Here is a 16,068-nt window from a genome sequence, read left to right on the forward strand (position 1 = left end):
GGCGCCCTAGGGAACCGCTGGGGCGATCGTGGGGTTCTTTGATCAGAAACTTTGCAGCGGGAAATTCTCGCCTCAGAGATAAAAGATCAAAGGAGAACGACATGCTGACGAATATGAAAAATATCGCCCTTGCCGCCGGTGTAAGCGTTATTGCGCTGAGCAGCTCTGCTTTTGCCCAAGATAAGATCATGGTCTCGAAAATCGACGTTGAATCCTCTGTCAGCGCGGCTGCTGAGAGCAACGCCATGGACTTCTATCCTGATCTGGAAGAAGACCTGCGCGCCGAAGTGGCAGAGCGGGTGCCGATGAGCAGCGATGGTGCCGATCCGCAGATCAAGATCGATATCCGCAAGATCTCTCTCAACGGCGCAACCATGTTGCCCGACAGTAAAGAATTCAACGAGTTGGAAGGCGTTGTTGATATCACAAGCCCCACCGGTGACAACGCTGGTCTGAGCTTCCCGGTGAAGATCTCGGCCTATAGCGGCGAAGACATCGCACCCGAAGGCTATGTCAACGTGCCGCCGTCCGAGACTGAATTCTACGTGGCGCTCGTGTCGACCTTTGCCGATGTTGTGGCCGAAGGTCTGGCCAATGTGAACACAGCCGGTTCGGCCGTCGATCCCTAAATCCGGCTCCTAAAACCGGATCACGATTACCTCAGGCCGTTTCCCCCTTAAACCGCCTGAGGGAGCAGGCGCGGCTCTTCGGAGCCGCGCCTTTTTCATTCCGCTGCCGTGCCCACTTCGATCACCGGCTCCATCTCGGCGAATTGCTGGGCTGAGAGGTGGCATTTGATCTGATGCCCGTCCGCCATGGTGACCATCGGCGGGACCTCACGTTCGCAAAGGTCCCCCGGCACTTGTGATTTCCAGCGGCAGCGCGTTTGGAAAGGGCAGCCCGGTGGCGGGTTCATGGCCGAGGGCACGTCGCCTTCGAGGACGATGTGTTTCTTCTTTACCTTGGTATCGGCGATCGGCACGGCACTCAGCAGCGCCTCGGTATAGGGGTGATAGGGCGGCGAGAAGACTTGATCCGTGTCGCCCAATTCCACCACATGGCCCAGATACATCACCATCACCCGGTCGCTAAGATAGCGCACGATGGAGAGGTCATGGCTGATGAACAAGAGCGTCGTCTTCTGTTCGCGCTGGATCTCCATCAGCAGGTCGGTCACCGCCGCTTGTACGCTCACATCCAGCGCCGAGACAGGCTCATCCGCCACCACGATCCGCGCGTCACCCGCAAAGGCGCGGGCAATGCCGACCCGCTGCTTTTGCCCACCGGACAGTTGCCGCGGCATCCGTGTCGCGAATTCACGCGGCAGCTTGACCAGATCGAGCAGTTCCAGCATCCGCTGCTTGCGCTCTTTCTCATTTTTGCCGATGCGGAAAATTTCCAACGCCCGGATGATCTGCCGCCCGACGGTCATGGAAGGGTTCAGCGTGTCGAAGGGGTTTTGAAAGACCATCTGAACATCGGCGACATTCTTGGTCGTGCGGTCGTCAATCGGCACCCCGCCAATATCCTTGCCATCAAGGTAGATGTGCCCCTCGGTCGCCGTCTCCAGCCCCATGAGGACCTTGGCGAAGGTGGATTTGCCGCAGCCCGATTCCCCGACAATGGCGAGGGTTTCGCTCTCATGGGCCTCGAAACTCAACGACTCGTTGGCTTTGACCACCTTGGTATTGCCGCCCCCGAACATGGCATTGGCCGCGACTTGATAGTATTTCTTGAGCTTGTCCATCTTGAGGACGACCTCGCCAACCTCGCCCTTTTCCTTGACCTCGGCCAGTTCCAGCGGTGCCTGCCAGTCGATCTCTTGGAAGCGGATGCAACGGGTTTCGTGCCGGTCGTTGCCGGGCACGCTTTCCATCGGGATCGGCGCGGCATCGCAGCGCCCCGCCATGAAATAATCGCAGCGGGGGCCGAAGTTGCAACCGGGCGGGCGTTCATGGGGCAGGGGGAAGTTGCCGGGAATGGCAACGAGCGGCCGCGCGTTCTTGTCGGCACCGGGCAGAGGGATAGAGCGAAACAGCGCCTGCGTATAGGGGTGCTGCATCTCGTCAAAGACATCGTGGATGGAGCCTTTCTCGACCGCTTCGCCGGAATACATCACGCAGATGCGGTCGCAGGTTTCCAGCACCAGCCCGAGGTTGTGAGAGATGAACAGCATCGAAGTGCCGTATTTCTTGCCCAAGTCCTTCACCAGTTCCACCACCGCCGCTTCGACGGTCACATCAAGCGCTGTCGTCGGCTCATCAAGGATCAGAAGCGAGGGTTCGGACATCAGCGCCATGGCAATCACGATGCGCTGCTGCTGCCCGCCCGAGAGTTGGTGCGGATAGGCTTTCAGGATGCGCTCTGGGTCGGGGAGTTTCACATCCGTGACCACCTGAAGCGCCCGTGCATAGGCTTCTTTCTCGGACATGCCCGCATGGATCATCGGCACTTCCATCAACTGTTTGCCGATGCGCATGGCGGGGTTCAGGCTGGCCATTGGCTCTTGATAGATCATCGCGATTTCACTGCCGCGAATGTCGCGCAGTTCTTCGGCGCTCATCTCGCTCAGGTCGCGTCCCTTGAACTTGATAGAGCCGCCGACGATCCGGCCATTGCGGCCCAGATCCTGCATCACGCCCAGCGCCACGGTGGATTTGCCGCAGCCGCTCTCGCCCACCAGCCCCACAGCTTCGCCCGGTTGGACGCTGACAGAGAAATCCATCACGGCGGGGATCTCGCGCAGGCGGGTGAAGAAGGAGATCGACAGATTGTTGATCTCAAGAATGGGGCCGTCGTAATCAGTCTTTGGCATTTGTCTCTCCCAGTCGGGGGGATCAAAAGGGTCCGGGAGGGGGCGCCCCCCGGAGGATGTTTCTTAGTCGCGCAAGGATTCTTCGCGCAGGCCGTCGGCCAGCAGGTTCAGGCCCAGCACGAGGCTCAGAAGTGCAAGCGCAGGTGCTATGGCCGCGTGCGGATAGAGCGACAGCAGGCGGCGGCCTGCATTGATCGTGCTGCCCCAATCCGGGCTCTCGCTTTCCAGCCCAAGGCCGAAGAACCCCAAAGTGCCGAGAAGGATCGTAGTATAGCCGATGCGCAGGCAGAAATCGACGATCAGCGGGCCACGGGCGTTGGGCAGAATTTCCCACAGCATGATGTACCACGGGCCTTCGCCACGGGTCTGAGCGGCGGCGACATAGTCGCGCGTTTTGATGTCCAGCGCGAGGCCGCGCACGATGCGGAACACCGTGGGCGAGTTCACGAAGACGACCGAGACAAAGACCACAAGCACACCGGCGTCGATATCAAAGAGGTCGATCATGCTCGGCAAGCCGGGGATGCGGTAGCTATCCGTCGCCACGATCGCGCCGTCGGTAGAGACCAGCGACAGGTACAGCCAGCCGACCACGCCCAGCACCACGATCAACAGCGGCGTGCGGAACGAAGGCTGCGTGTAGTAGCGTGAGTTCAGCAGCACCGCGAGGAAGATCAGCGGAAAGATAAACAGGAACACGGCCATATAGTTCGGGATACCGGTCAGCACGATCTCGGGCGTGACCAACAGGTAGAACAGCAAGATCACCGGAAACGCGAGGATCAGGTTCGCCAGAAAGCTGAGGATCGTATCCAGCCGTCCGCCGTAGTAGCCCGCAGGCAGGCCCAGCGTGATCCCCACCATGAAGGCAAAGAGCGTCGCCAGCGGCGCGATCTGCACCACGACCCAAGAGCCCTTGATCAGCCGAGAGAAGACATCGCGGGCAAGGTTATCACCGCCCAACAGGAACCACGGGTATTCGCCCTCATCGGGGCTGCGCAGCGGGGTGCCGGGCAGCTTGTTCTTCATACCCGAAGTTTGGCTGAGGCTGTCGTGCGTCACCAGTAGGTCGAACAACCCGCCAAAAACTCCGGTGAAGACCCAGAACATGACGATGGCAAAGCCGATCATGCCCACGGTGCTGTCGAATAGCTTGCCGTAGAGGCCAAGGCGGCGCTTGAAGTGGATAGAGACGGCGAAGGTCAGGATCAGCGCGATCCAGACCGGCAGCATCTGCTGCGACATGCCGCCGAAGATGCCCGCCTGCGGCCCCATGAAGGCACCGGCGACGATATAGATCAGCACCACAATGATCAGCAGCGCAAACAGCAGGATCACCGCGCGGTTCAGCCCGCCCGCCACACCGCCACGACGTGCGACGGTGCCGTCGGGGTTGATTTCTTGCGCGTCACTGGCAGGCAGGAAGGAAACGACGATCTGCGCCGCGACCGCCAAGACCAGCATAACGCAAAGGCCGAAGAAAACGATGTTGAGCCCTGCAAGAGACCCGGTCCATGTCAGTTGTTCCATGTCCATGCTCCCTTAAGAAATGCGAATGCGCGGGTTGAGGAAGACGTAGCCAATATCGGAGATCAGCTGCGTCACAAGAACAACAATGACCGAAACGACCGAAACGGCGAGCAGTAGTTCGATGTCGTTGTTCGCCGCCGCCTGTACCAGAAGCCAGCCGAAGCCCTTGTAGTTGAACAGGGTCTCGACAATCACCACACCGTTCAGCAGCCATGGGATTTGCAGCATGATCACCGTGAAGGGCGCGATCAGCGCGTTGCGCAGGGCGTGTTTCAGCACGATTTCAGAGAACTTGACCCCCTTTAGCCGCGCGGTGCGGATGTATTGTGCGGTCATCACCTCGGTCATCGAAGCCCGCGTCATCCGCGCGATATAGCCCATGCCATAGAGCGAGATCGTCAGCACCGGCAGGAAGAAGTTCCAGAAGTTGGCGTCTTTCATGGCTGAGGTCGCAGAGCCCAGAAACAGCGTTTTGCTATCGATCCAGCCCCATTCTGCTAAAAGCGGCGACAGACCAAAGCGCGAGGAGGCCAGCACCGCGATGAAGATCACGCCCGAGACATATTCGGGCGTCGCCGTGGTGGCGATGGAGAAGGTCGAGAGCGAGCGGTCAAGCTTGGAGCCTTCGCGCATGCCCGCCAGCACACCGACGATCAGCGCCGAGGGGACCATCAGCATCAGCACCCAGAACATCAGCTTGCCGGTGAGCGCGAGACGGGTCAGGACGGTTGCGCCCACGGGTTCCTTAAAGACGGTGGAAAACCCCCAATCGCCTTGCAGAATGCCGCAGCGGGTGGGGCGGTCCTCTACCGGGGTGCCAGCGGCAAAACAGCGACCAAAGGTTTCATCCGGGTTTTCGCCCTCCGTTACCCAGCCGGGCAACACGCCCAGCCATTCGCCGAATTTGTCGACGGTGGGTTGCAGATAGCCGCGGCTTTCAAGGTAGCTGGCCACGGCCTCGTCCGACATGCGGAAGTTGCCTTGGGTCTTGGCGAGCTTTTCGAGGTTCGGATAGAGATTGGTCAGCCAGAATACGATGAACGTCAGGCAGAGCGCCGTCAGCAACATCACACCCAGCCGGCGCAAAATGAATAGTCCCATGTGGTCCCCTGTGGCAGGGTCGGGCGGTGACTTGGCCCGACGATGCGGCCTTTGTGGCCTTTTTGATTTGTGCGGCGCCATGACAGCGCCGGTTCTGTTCGCGGCAGACGTTGCTGCCTGTGCGCACTGTGATGCCCAAGACCCATTGGCGGTCTTTCCCAGCGTCACGGGCTTGGTCGTTGATCTGACTGTTTTCAGAGCAGTTCAGCCATCAGGCACATAAATTGGTCGCGCGTCAACATTCGGCTGAGCCGTTTGAGGGAGTTTTTGCGACATTTTGAGGGTCTGAAAGCGACATTTCGGGCGCGGATCAGCGCAGCTTGCTGGGGGGGAGGCCGCTGTGCTGCTGCATGAAACGGGTAAAATAGGCAGCGGAGCCAAAGCCCAGAGAGGCTGCAATTTCGGCGGCGGTTTGATCGGTTTCGGCCAACAGACGCCGGGCGGCGTGGCAACTGCGTTCGGTCAAGAGATCGGCGGCGGATTTGCCGGTGGCCGCTTTGACGGCGCGGCTCAGATGGGTCGGCGTGACGCCCAGTTCCGCTGCGTGATCGGCCATGCTGCCACCCTTGGGCGCGCGCTGGGCGATCAGGGCGCAGAACCGCGCGCTGAGCCTGTCGCCTGCCTTGGGCCGGGGGGCGGCATGTTCGTCCGACATGATCTGACGGCGGAGCCATACCGATATCAGCGCAACCTGAGCCTTAAGCGCGTCTTGTTGCAGGGGGCGGCCTCGCTGAACCTCCCGCTGGGTCTGTTCGATCAGGGCCGCGATTTCGGATTGGGCCACACCGTCGCGGATGCGCAACTGGCGTGGCATTTCGGGCAAATGTACATTGCTGTCTTCGGGGATCAGCACCGCATGGCCCAGGCATTGATAGCCCAGCTCCAGCGCAAAGAGCGACCGCGCCGGTATCCAGAGCGCGTTATGGGGGCTAATGCCCCGACGTTGCCCGTCCAGCAGCAGCCGACCCTGGCCCCGGGTGATCCAGATCAAAAGATGGTGGTCGCGCTCATGGGCGAGGGTCAGCCGCCAATCTTGCCCCGCCGAAAGCTGGGCCAAGGTCTGGGTTTGTATCTGCGTTTGGGGCACGCGGCGCTTTCGTCGATAAATGGCAACCCTGTCGGGCCAATCTACAACGTCAGGCTATCGGATGGTTGGAATAACGCAAGAAACTGTGTGCGCCCTGCGGCTATTCCGGCGTCACCCGATGCCAATCTGCCATCTTGCTACGCATCCAAGTGCGCTGCCGCTTGGCGAAACGGCGGGTGGCGACCACGGCGGCTTCGCGGGCGCGGTGCAGGGGCCAATCGCCGTCAATGTGGCGGATCAGTTCCGGCACGCCGATGGCGCGATGGGCGGGCAGCGTGGGGTCATATCGCGGACGGAGGGCGGCGACCTCTTCCAAGGCGCCTTGCTCTAACATCAGGTCAAAGCGTTGCGCGATCCGGGCGTTGAGCCAATCACGCTCAACATCGAAAACGATCGGCAGGCAGTCCGCGAGCGGCAAAAGCGGCGCGCCGGTATCGCCTTGCCAGTCCGACAGGCCGCGCCCGGTGGCCTGCCACACTTCCCATGCGCGCTGCACCCGCGCGCGGTTGCGTTGGTCGATGCCCGCCGCGGTCTCAGCATCCAGTTGCGCCAGCAGGTCTTCGAGCGCCATCTCGTCGCCTTGGGCGCGGACCTCGGGCGGGGTGGCCGGAATTTCGGCCAGCCCCTGCGTCAGGGCGGAGAAATAAAGCCCGGTGCCGCCGGTGATGATTACCCGCTGATCGCCGCCCAGCAGCGGGGCCACCTCGCGCAGCCAATGGCCGGTGGAATAGGGCGCATCTTCGGCCAGATGACCATAGAGCAGATGCGGCGCGCGGGCCTCCTCCTCTGGCGAAGGGCGGGCGCTGATGATGCGCAGGGGCGCATAGACCTGACTGGCATCGGCGTTCACGATCACGCCGCCCTGCGCCTCTGCGATGGCGAGTGCCAGGGCAGATTTGCCGCTGGCGGTCGGCCCGGCGATGAGCACCGGGCGCTCGGGCGGCAGGTCTTGCAGCAGCGCGTCAAACTGGGCTTTGGGAATATCCGGCATTTCTTTGCGTCTTCCTTACGTCCCGCATTGAACCTTGGGCGTATTTGCGACATTTTGGCGCGAAATGAAAACCCTTCACCGCCGCAAGGCTCAAATCTCCCCCGGTTGGTGAAATAATAAGGTGTGCCCGATGTCCCAAGACACCCCCCAAGTCTCCTTTAACCGCGTAATGCTAAAGATTTCCGGGGAGGCGCTGATGGGTGACCTCGGCTATGGCCTGCACCCGCCAACCGTCGAACGCATCGCCCGTGAGGTGCAATCGGTGCACAGCCTTGGCGTCGAGATCTGCATGGTTATCGGCGGCGGCAATATCTTCCGCGGGCTGCAAGGCTCGGCGCAGGGGATGGAGCGGACCACGGCGGACTACATGGGCATGCTCGCCACGGTGATGAACGCGTTGGCGATGCAATCGGCGCTCGAAGGTCTGGGCATCCACACACGGGTGATCAGCGCCATCACGATGAACGAAGTGGCCGAGCCTTACATCCGCCGCCGCGCCGTGCGCCACCTTGAGAAGAAACGGGTCTGCATCTTTGCCGCGGGCACCGGCAACCCCTATTTCACCACCGACACCGCCGCGACCCTGCGCGCCAACGAGATGTCTTGCGAGGCGATCTTTAAGGGCACCAAGGTCGATGGCGTCTATGACAAAGACCCGGCCAAGTTCGACGATGCCAAACGCTATGATATGGTGAGCTATGACGACGTGCTGCAAAAGCGGCTTGGCGTGATGGATGCCTCTGCCATCGCTTTGGCGCGGGACAACAACCTGCCGATCATCGTCTTCTCGCTGGATGAGCCGGGCGGGTTTCAGGGCATTCTGGCCGGGCAGGGCACCTATACCCGTGTCGGCTAGACCGGTGTCAGATTGCAGGGGATCGTCCGACGGCAGGGCGATTGGCCTGAGGCCGCCGCGTCTCTCTTAAAGGGGGTCGCGGTTGGCGCAGGGGGGCGAAATAATGGGCAGTTGTGAAAGCGCCGCGCCGCCGTTAGAAAGCCGTAACGCAAGGAAACAACAAGCAGGCCTCGCCATGTCAGACGAATTTATGCTCGATACCGATGATCTTGAACGGCGGATGAACGGCGCAATTGCGTCGCTTCGGACCGAGTTCGCATCGCTGCGCACAGGCCGCGGCTCGGCCTCTATGCTGGAGCCGGTGATGGTTGAGGCTTATGGCCAAATGACCCCGGTGAACCAAGTCGGCACCGTCAACGTGCCAGAGCCGCGCATGGTGACGATCAACGTTTGGGACAAAGGTCTGGTCGGCAAGGTGGAAAAGGCCATCCGCGAAAGCGGTCTGGGCATCAACCCGCAGCTCAATGGCACCATTATCATGCTGCCGATCCCCGAGCTGAACGAAGAGCGCCGCACCCAGTTGACCAAGGTTGCTGGCCAGTATGCTGAGCACGCCCGCGTTTCGATCCGCAACATCCGCCGCGACGGGATGGACCAGATCAAGAAAGCCAAGAACGACGGCGCGATGTCCGAGGATGACCAGAAAATCTGGGAAGGCGAAGTGCAAGACCTGACCAACCGCTTCATTACCCTCATTGATGACCAGCTTGAGACGAAACAGGCCGAAATCATGCAAGTCTGACCCGGCCCAAGGGCAGGGACACAGCACTTGAAAGAAAAGGCCGAGACATGAGCACCGCCGAAATTCAACCTAAGATTGCTCCCGGTGGGCCGCGACATGTGGCGATCATCATGGACGGCAATGGCCGCTGGGCCACCCAACGCGGGCGGCCCCGGCTGTTTGGCCATCACGCCGGTGCCAAACGGGTGCGCGAAATCGTTGAGGCCTGCCCCGATGTGGGGGTGGAATACCTGACGATTTTTGCCTTCTCGACGGAGAATTGGAAACGCACACAGGTTGAAGTGGCAGGGCTTATGTCGCTGTTTCGGCGCTATATTTCCAAGGAAATGCGGAGCCTTAGCGAATATGGCGCGCGGGTGCGGTTCATCGGGGACCGCGACCGGCTGGATGACAAGCTCATCAAGCTGATGGGAGAGCTTGAGGCCCATACCGCGCATAACACCCGCATTAATCTGACGATTGCGCTGAATTACGGGGGCCGCGACGAAGTGGCCCGCGCCACGCATCGCTTGGCCCAAGATGTGGCTAGCGGCAAACTTGACCCCGATAGCGTGGACGAAGAGACCCTGCCGCGCTACCTCGATACCCATGTGCTGCCCGACCCCGATCTGGTGATCCGCACCAGCGGCGAGGCGCGGATTTCGAACTTTCTGCTGTGGCAGTCGGCCTATGCGGAATATGAGTTTATCGACACGCTGTGGCCGGACTTCACGCGTGAGGAATTCGCCCGGCTCTGCGCCGCTTATGGCGGGCGTGACAGGCGGTTCGGTGCGGTCAAGACCTGAGGAGAAGCGCGATGAAATCACCTGAACAATGGTCCGACCTGCGGGCGCGGATGCTGTCTGCCAGCGCCATGATCCTGATTGGATTGCTGGGCATTTGGCTGGGCGGTGTGGTGTTTCATCTGCTGGTGGCATTGATTTGCGGCATGATGGTCTGGGAATTGGTCGGCATGCTGCGCGGGCCGGGGAAGGCGGAATCTTGGCAGCTTGGGCTGGTGACGGGCGTGGCCGTGTTGGCCTCGGTCTATTTGCCGGTGGGCTTCGGCCTGCCGCTTCTGCTGGCACCCGCGCTTCTGGGCTTCGCGCTATTGAGCGCCAACCGCACGCTTTACATGAGTTTTACCGCGCTGATCCTGCTGGCGGGCTTTGGCCTGATCCAGTTGCGCGATGACATGGGCTTTGGCTGGCTGATGTGGCTGGTGTTGGTGGTCGTGGTCACCGATGTGGTGGGCTATTTCGCAGGCCGTGCCATCGGCGGGCCGAAATTCTGGCCCAAGGTCAGCCCCAAGAAAACATGGTCCGGGACCGCTGCTGGCTGGGTCGGGGCGGCTGTTGTCGGGCTGATCTTTTCGTTCAACACCGGCTTTGGGTTCCAGCTCGTCGGCATCTCGGTCGCGCTGTCGATGGCCTCGCAAATGGGCGATATGGCGGAATCGGGGATGAAGCGGAAGATGGGCGTCAAAGACAGCTCGGCGCTGATCCCCGGCCATGGCGGTCTGCTGGACCGCTTTGATGGGATGCTGGGCGCTGCGGTGTTCTTGCTGATTGTCGGGCCGCTGATCGGCTTCCCTCCGGGCCTGAATTAACCCGATATGCCACGCAAAATTTCGATACTGGGGGCCACTGGGTCCATCGGTCAGAACACGATTGACCTGATCCGCCGCGCGCCTGAGGCCTATGATGTCGTGGCGCTGACCGGGGCGGGCAATGTCGCACAGCTGGCAACGGACGCGAAAGCGCTGAAGGCTGATGTGGCCGTGACTGCCCGCGGAGACCTCTTGGATGATCTACGCGACGCGCTTAGCGGCAGCGGGATTGAGGCCGCAGCAGGGTCCGAGGCGATTACCGAGGCGGCATCGCGTCCGGCGGATTGGACGATGTCGGCGATCATCGGTGCCGCGGGGCTTGCGCCCGGTCTGGCCGCCCTGCGTCAAGGTGGGACGCTGGCACTGGCCAACAAGGAATCGCTGGTTTGCGCCGGGGCCCTGATCATGGGCGAGGCCAAGCGCCATGGCGCGACGATCCTGCCAGTCGACAGCGAGCATTCCGCCGTTTTTCAAGCACTGGTGGGCGAGGATATGGCCGCCGTGGAGCGCGTCATCATCACCGCCAGCGGCGGGGCGTTTCGCGATTGGCCGCTTGAAGATTTGCGCAATGCGACACTCGATCAAGCGTCAAACCATCCCAACTGGGACATGGGCCAGCGGATCACCATCGACTCGGCCTCGATGTTCAACAAAGCGATGGAAGTCATTGAAACGCGTGAGTTTTTCGGAGTCTCGCCGGAGGCTATCGAGGTGCTGGTGCATCCGCAGTCGATGATCCATGCGCTAGTGGGGTTCTGTGACGGTGGGCTGATGGCCCATGTCGGCCCGCCTGACATGCGCCACGCGATCGGCTATGCGCTGCACCATCCAAAACGCGCGCCCCTGCCGGTGGAACGGCTGGACCTGACCAAAATCGGACGTTTCGATTTCACCGCCCCTGACGACGCCCGCTGGCCCGCGCTGCGCCTCGCGCGGGAGGTGATGGCGGCGGGGGGCCTGATGGGCGCAGTCTTTAACGCAGCCAAGGAGGTCGCGCTCGATGGCTTCATCGCCGGGCAGTTGCGCTTTACCGAAATGGCCGAGATCGTCGAAGAGGTGTTGGAGGCGCGCGCCGCTGACGCATCGCTGGGCCGGGGCAGCGACGAAATGACACTTGATCTGGTGGCCGAGGTCGATCACCTCGCCCGTAAGGCCGCGACAGCCGCAATTCATAAAAGAGCAGGATAGCACGTTGGACATCATGGGATTTTTGCCGGAGTTCGGCGGGCTGATTTGGACGATATTGGCCTTTGTTGTGGCGCTGTCGGTGATCGTGGCGATCCACGAATACGGCCATTACATCGTTGGCCGTTGGACCGGGATCAAGGCGGATGTCTTCAGTCTGGGCTTCGGCCCGGTGCTGTTTTCGCGCATCGACAAGCGCGGCACGCGCTGGCAGTTCGCGCTGCTGCCCTTTGGCGGCTATGTGAAATTCGCGGGCGATTCCAATGCGGCGTCCGGCAAGGACGAAACCGCGATGGAGGCGCTGGCCGAAGACCCCGAAGCGCTGCGCCACACGATGCACGGCGCACCGCTTTATGCCCGCGCGCTGACGGTGGCGGCGGGGCCGGTGTTCAACTTTGCCCTGTCGATCCTCATCTTTTTCGCCGTGGCGATGACCGCAGGCACCGCCCGTGATCCGCTCACCGTAGGGGAACTGCGGGCGCTTCCCAATGCGGCCTATGAGTTGGAGCCGGGCGACATTCTGCGCGCGGTCGAAGGCGCGCCGGTGCCCTCGCTCGCGGCCGGTGGGGGCTATGGCGATTTCTTGACGAACCTGCCGCAAGAAGCGGTCTTGAGCTATGACATCACCCGCGATGGGGCAGACCTGACCGTGCCTGGCCCCTATCTGATGCCGCCACTGGTCAGCAACGTCGCGCCGCAATCGGCAGCGCAAGAGGCGGGCCTGCGCAGCGGGGATGTGATTACAGCCGTCAACGGGCAAGATATCGTGGCCTTTGGTGAGTTGAAAGAGGTGGTCGAAGCTTCCGAAGGGGCGCCGCAGGAGTTGACCGTCTGGCGCGACGGCGAGACCCTGCCTTTCACCCTCGTTCCCAAGGCCACGGATGAGCCGCAGCCCGATGGCAGTTTCAAGCAAAACCTGCGCATCGGCATCGTCGGCGGCATGGCCTTTGTGCCCGCAACCGATACGCCCGGCGTGGGGGAGGCGCTGAGCTCGGGCCTGGACAACACTTGGCGCATCATCACCGGGTCAATCTCAGGCCTGCGCGAGATGATCGTCGGCAATATCAGCACCTGCAACCTGAGCGGCCCTGTGGGCATCGCCCAAACTTCGGGCGCGATGGCGAGCCAGGGGGCGCAGTCCTTCATCTATTTCATCGCGGTGCTGAGCACGGCGGTCGGTCTACTGAACCTCTTCCCGATACCGGCCTTGGACGGCGGGCATCTGGTATTTTACGCCTATGAGGCCGTGACCGGCAAGCCGCCCAGCGATGGCGCGCTGCGGATCTTGATGACCATGGGCATCGCCTTGGTGCTGACCTTGATGCTCTTTGCGCTTGGGAACGACTTGTTCTGCCCATAGGGCCGGGCGGCGCCGCTGAGAGTGAAAGACAACCTGCGCCTTGCCCTAACGGGCAGGGCGCAATGCCTTGAAATGGCCATAATTGAACAAATTCGTGCCGCAATCCTTGGTTATGATCATCCTTCAACAAGAAGGAACCCATGATGCACGTGTTACAAGGATCATACCGCGGCCTCAGCCTGCTTTTGGACCTTAATTGGGACCGTGCGTTCTTTGCCGCGGCCATTGCCACGGCGCTTTCTGCCGGGGCCTTTGTCGCCTCTCTCTGAGTGCTTGCCAGTGCGTGATAGAGTGCCCTATCGGGTGCTTCTGCACGATCTTGGCTCATGATGTCATTCTGGCCCAACTTGCCGCATGATATGGTATATTTTCTCAGCCGTTGCTTTTGACAAACCCCGTTAACCTGCGTAGTCAGGTTGACAACAATGTCGTAAAAAAACGGGTCGGTGTAATGGGACTGAGGAACGAGGGCAGAATGCCCGTCGAGTGGGCACAGCGCAGCAATGTCGGCAAGACCCTTCGGGGGGCATCGCTTTGTGTCATGTTGTCCGTGGCCTGGCTCGTGCCGGGCAGCCAAGCGCAGGCGCAGCAATATCAGTTCAACACGGTCGTCATCGACGGCAACGAGCGGATCGGCGACAGCGCGATTCTGCGCCGGGCCGGTATCGGGCGCGGGCAGGCGGTGTCGGGCGGTCAGTTGAACGACGCCTATCAGAACCTGCAAAACTCGGGCCTGTTCGAATCCGTCGCTCTTGAGCCGCAGGGCAACACGCTCGTCATCACGGTGGTGGAACTGCCGACGCTGAACCGCGTCAGCTTTGAGGGCAACCGCCGCATCAAAGATGAGATGCTGGCCGAACTTATCGGCTCGACCGAGCGTCGGGTGTTCAATCCCAGCCAAGCCGAGCAAGACGCCGCCGCCATCGCCGAGGCCTATAGCAACGAAGGCCGTCTGTCGGCCCGCGTGCAGCCCCGCATCATCCGCCGCGATCAAAATCGCGTCGATCTGGTGTTTGAAATCTTCGAAGGCGACAACGTCGAGATCGAGCGTCTGAGCTTTGTCGGCAACCGGGTCTATTCCGACCGCCGTCTGCGCCGCGTGCTGGACACCAAACAGGCGGGTCTGTTCCGCCGTTTGGTCAAACGGGACACCTATGTCGAAGGCCGGGTTGAGGCCGACAAGCAGATGCTGCGGGATTTCTACCTCTCGCGCGGCTATGTCGACATGCGCACCGAGGCCGTAAACGCCGAACTGACCGAAGAGCGCGATGGCGTCTTCGTGGCCTATAACATCACCGAGGGGCAGCAGTTCCGTTTCGGCAACGTGTCGGTCGAGTCCGAAGTGCCGGGGCTTAACGCCGCCGTGTACCGTGACCTGCTCAAAATCCGCCCCGGCGTGATCTACTCGCCCACTCTGATCGAAAATGACATCGCTCGGATCGAGCGCCAAGCGATCCGCGATGGCGTCGATTTCCTGCGCGTCGAGCCGGTGATTGACCGCAACGACCGTGATCTGTCGCTCAACGTGACCTACAAGCTGTCCCGTGGCGAGCGTATCTTTGTTGAGCGGATCGATATCGAAGGCAACACCACCACGCTTGACCGGGTGATCCGCCGCGAGTTCGACAGCGTCGAGGGTGACCCGTTCAACCCGCGCGAAATTCGCCAAGCGGCAGAACGTATCCGCGCGCTGCAGTATTTCGAGACGGCAGAGGTCAACGCCCGCCAAGGCTCCAGCCCCGAGCAGGTCGTGATCGATGTGGACGTTGAAGAGAAGCCCACAGGCTCGCTGAACTTCGGCGGCTCCTTTTCGAACAACGATGGTTTTGGGGTGGCGGTCAGCTTTCAGGAGGAAAACTTCCTCGGGCGCGGCCAGCGGCTGAATCTGTCGATCTCCACCGCCGAAGATGCCACGCGCTATGGCGTGACCTTTGTCGAGCCGCGCTTTTTGGGGCGTGACGTGGCGCTTGGTCTCAAGCTTGATTATGCGGAAACCAATTCGTCTTACACCAGCTATGACACCGAACGTCTGGTGTTCCAGCCCAGCCTGACCTTCCCGGTAAGCGAGAATGGCCGTCTGTCGACGCGCTATACCCTCGAAGGGATCGAGATGCTGGAACGTGATGATGAGGATAACAGCGCCACCATCGCGAATGAAATCGCGGAGGGCGCGTTGTTCTCTTCCTCCCTCGGCTACACCTACACCTATGACACCCGCCGCACCGGGCTGGACCCGACACAGGGCATTCTGTTCGAGTTCGGTCAGGACTTTGCCGGGCTTGGTGGGGATAACGAGTTTATCAAGACGACAGCCAAGATCGCGGGCGAAAAGCGCATTTTCAACGAGGAAGTGACCCTTCGCGCCACGCTTGAAGGCGGTGCGCTGGCATGGAACGGCGGCACCAACCGTGCGGTTGACCGCTTCATCCTTGGCCCGTCGATCATGCGCGGCTTTGAGCCGGGCGGCATCGGTCCGCGCGATCAAAGCAATGGAGTGGATGACGCACTTGGCGGCAACCTCTTTGCCGTGGCCCGTTTCGAGGCGGAGTTCCCGCTGGGGCTGCCCGAGGAATATGGCATCTCCGGTGGTGTCTTCTATGACGTGGGCAACCTGTGGGACCTGAGTGATGTTGACACCACGGGCGGCACCATCGTCGGCGAAGGCGGCTCTTTCCGTCACGTGATCGGCGTCTCGGTCTTCTGGGACACGCCGCTTGGCCCGCTTCAGTTCAACGTCTCCGACGCGCTGAAGAAAGAGAGCTTTGACAAAGAGCAAAGCTTTGAGGTCACGCTGCGGACCACGTTCTAAGCCC

Annotated in this window: 14 protein-coding genes; 9 read left to right on the forward strand and 5 right to left on the reverse strand. The window is 61.3% G+C overall.

Features of this window, described 5'->3' with window-relative positions; translation table 11 throughout:
• The first annotated feature begins 101 nt into the window (after positions 1-101).
• Positions 102-629 (forward strand): hypothetical protein, encoded by a 528-nt coding sequence (locus tag J3456_RS04170; RefSeq protein WP_349579015.1) that lies wholly within the window; start codon positions 102-104, stop codon positions 627-629.
• A gap of 95 nt (positions 630-724) precedes the next feature.
• On the opposite strand, the gene J3456_RS04175 is transcribed toward J3456_RS04170, so the two are convergent.
• The 5 genes from J3456_RS04175 to miaA all read right to left on the reverse strand — a co-directional run bounded on the left by J3456_RS04175 (position 725) and on the right by miaA (position 7,524).
• Positions 725-2,815 (reverse strand): dipeptide ABC transporter ATP-binding protein, encoded by a 2,091-nt coding sequence (locus J3456_RS04175; RefSeq protein ID WP_349579016.1) that lies wholly within the window; start codon positions 2,813-2,815, stop codon positions 725-727.
• A gap of 63 nt (positions 2,816-2,878) precedes the next feature.
• Positions 2,879-4,345, reverse strand: coding sequence for an ABC transporter permease (locus J3456_RS04180; protein WP_349579017.1), 1,467 nt, complete (start codon positions 4,343-4,345; stop codon positions 2,879-2,881).
• A 12-nt stretch (positions 4,346-4,357) separates the two neighbouring features.
• Positions 4,358-5,446 (reverse strand): ABC transporter permease, encoded by a 1,089-nt coding sequence (locus tag J3456_RS04185; protein ID WP_349579018.1) that lies wholly within the window; start codon positions 5,444-5,446, stop codon positions 4,358-4,360.
• Between the two features lie 310 nt (positions 5,447-5,756).
• Positions 5,757-6,533: a helix-turn-helix domain-containing protein gene (locus J3456_RS04190; protein WP_349579019.1), complete on the reverse strand. Its 777-nt coding sequence runs from the start codon at positions 6,531-6,533 to the stop codon at positions 5,757-5,759.
• A 100-nt stretch (positions 6,534-6,633) separates the two neighbouring features.
• Entirely contained in the window at positions 6,634-7,524 is an 891-nt protein-coding gene (gene miaA, locus J3456_RS04195) for a tRNA (adenosine(37)-N6)-dimethylallyltransferase MiaA (protein ID WP_349579020.1), read from the reverse strand.
• Between the two features lie 130 nt (positions 7,525-7,654).
• Here miaA and pyrH point away from each other — a divergent pair, with 130 nt between their 5' ends.
• The 8 genes from pyrH (at position 7,655) to bamA (ending at position 16,064) form a co-directional block, all read left to right on the forward strand.
• Entirely contained in the window at positions 7,655-8,380 is a 726-nt protein-coding gene (gene pyrH, locus J3456_RS04200; protein WP_067628872.1) for a UMP kinase, read from the forward strand.
• Positions 8,381-8,555: 175 nt separating this feature from the next.
• Entirely contained in the window at positions 8,556-9,122 is a 567-nt protein-coding gene (gene frr / locus J3456_RS04205) for a ribosome recycling factor (RefSeq protein WP_007120421.1), read from the forward strand.
• A gap of 47 nt (positions 9,123-9,169) precedes the next feature.
• Entirely contained in the window at positions 9,170-9,907 is a 738-nt protein-coding gene (gene uppS / locus J3456_RS04210; protein WP_349579021.1) for a polyprenyl diphosphate synthase, read from the forward strand.
• A gap of 11 nt (positions 9,908-9,918) precedes the next feature.
• Positions 9,919-10,710 (forward strand): phosphatidate cytidylyltransferase, encoded by a 792-nt coding sequence (locus tag J3456_RS04215; RefSeq protein ID WP_349579022.1) that lies wholly within the window; start codon positions 9,919-9,921, stop codon positions 10,708-10,710.
• Between the two features lie 6 nt (positions 10,711-10,716).
• Positions 10,717-11,898 (forward strand): 1-deoxy-D-xylulose-5-phosphate reductoisomerase, encoded by a 1,182-nt coding sequence (dxr, locus tag J3456_RS04220; protein ID WP_349579023.1) that lies wholly within the window; start codon positions 10,717-10,719, stop codon positions 11,896-11,898.
• A gap of 13 nt (positions 11,899-11,911) precedes the next feature.
• Positions 11,912-13,255 (forward strand): RIP metalloprotease RseP, encoded by a 1,344-nt coding sequence (gene rseP / locus J3456_RS04225; protein ID WP_502989488.1) that lies wholly within the window; start codon positions 11,912-11,914, stop codon positions 13,253-13,255.
• Positions 13,256-13,395: 140 nt separating this feature from the next.
• On the forward strand, positions 13,396-13,524 hold the full coding sequence (locus J3456_RS04230; protein ID WP_259950145.1) for a hypothetical protein: 129 nt from the start codon (positions 13,396-13,398) through the stop codon (positions 13,522-13,524).
• 206 nt (positions 13,525-13,730) lie between these two features.
• On the forward strand, positions 13,731-16,064 hold the full coding sequence (gene bamA / locus J3456_RS04235) for an outer membrane protein assembly factor BamA (RefSeq protein ID WP_349579025.1): 2,334 nt from the start codon (positions 13,731-13,733) through the stop codon (positions 16,062-16,064).
• Positions 16,065-16,068: the final 4 nt, after the last annotated feature.

It is taken from the genome of Sulfitobacter sp. NFXS29, from assembly GCF_040148765.1.
Taxonomy (GTDB): Bacteria; Pseudomonadota; Alphaproteobacteria; order Rhodobacterales; family Rhodobacteraceae; genus Sulfitobacter.

What these genes read in the sequence shown, in the direction of transcription:
- J3456_RS04170 (WP_349579015.1), top strand. Translation starts at nt 102, where the DNA reads ATGCTGACGAATATGAAAAATATCGCCCTTGCCGCCGGTGTAAGCGTT.
- J3456_RS04175 (WP_349579016.1), bottom strand. Translation starts at nt 2,815, where the DNA reads ATGCCAAAGACTGATTACGACGGCCCCATTCTTGAGATCAACAATCTG.
- J3456_RS04180 (WP_349579017.1), bottom strand. Translation starts at nt 4,345, where the DNA reads ATGGAACAACTGACATGGACCGGGTCTCTTGCAGGGCTCAACATCGTT.
- J3456_RS04185 (WP_349579018.1), bottom strand. Translation starts at nt 5,446, where the DNA reads ATGGGACTATTCATTTTGCGCCGGCTGGGTGTGATGTTGCTGACGGCG.
- miaA (WP_349579020.1), bottom strand. Translation starts at nt 7,524, where the DNA reads ATGCCGGATATTCCCAAAGCCCAGTTTGACGCGCTGCTGCAAGACCTG.
- pyrH (WP_067628872.1), top strand. Translation starts at nt 7,655, where the DNA reads ATGTCCCAAGACACCCCCCAAGTCTCCTTTAACCGCGTAATGCTAAAG.
- frr (WP_007120421.1), top strand. Translation starts at nt 8,556, where the DNA reads ATGTCAGACGAATTTATGCTCGATACCGATGATCTTGAACGGCGGATG.
- uppS (WP_349579021.1), top strand. Translation starts at nt 9,170, where the DNA reads ATGAGCACCGCCGAAATTCAACCTAAGATTGCTCCCGGTGGGCCGCGA.
- J3456_RS04215 (WP_349579022.1), top strand. Translation starts at nt 9,919, where the DNA reads ATGAAATCACCTGAACAATGGTCCGACCTGCGGGCGCGGATGCTGTCT.
- dxr (WP_349579023.1), top strand. Translation starts at nt 10,717, where the DNA reads ATGCCACGCAAAATTTCGATACTGGGGGCCACTGGGTCCATCGGTCAG.
- rseP (WP_502989488.1), top strand. Translation starts at nt 11,912, where the DNA reads ATGGGATTTTTGCCGGAGTTCGGCGGGCTGATTTGGACGATATTGGCC.
- J3456_RS04230 (WP_259950145.1), top strand. Translation starts at nt 13,396, where the DNA reads ATGATGCACGTGTTACAAGGATCATACCGCGGCCTCAGCCTGCTTTTG.
- bamA (WP_349579025.1), top strand. Translation starts at nt 13,731, where the DNA reads ATGCCCGTCGAGTGGGCACAGCGCAGCAATGTCGGCAAGACCCTTCGG.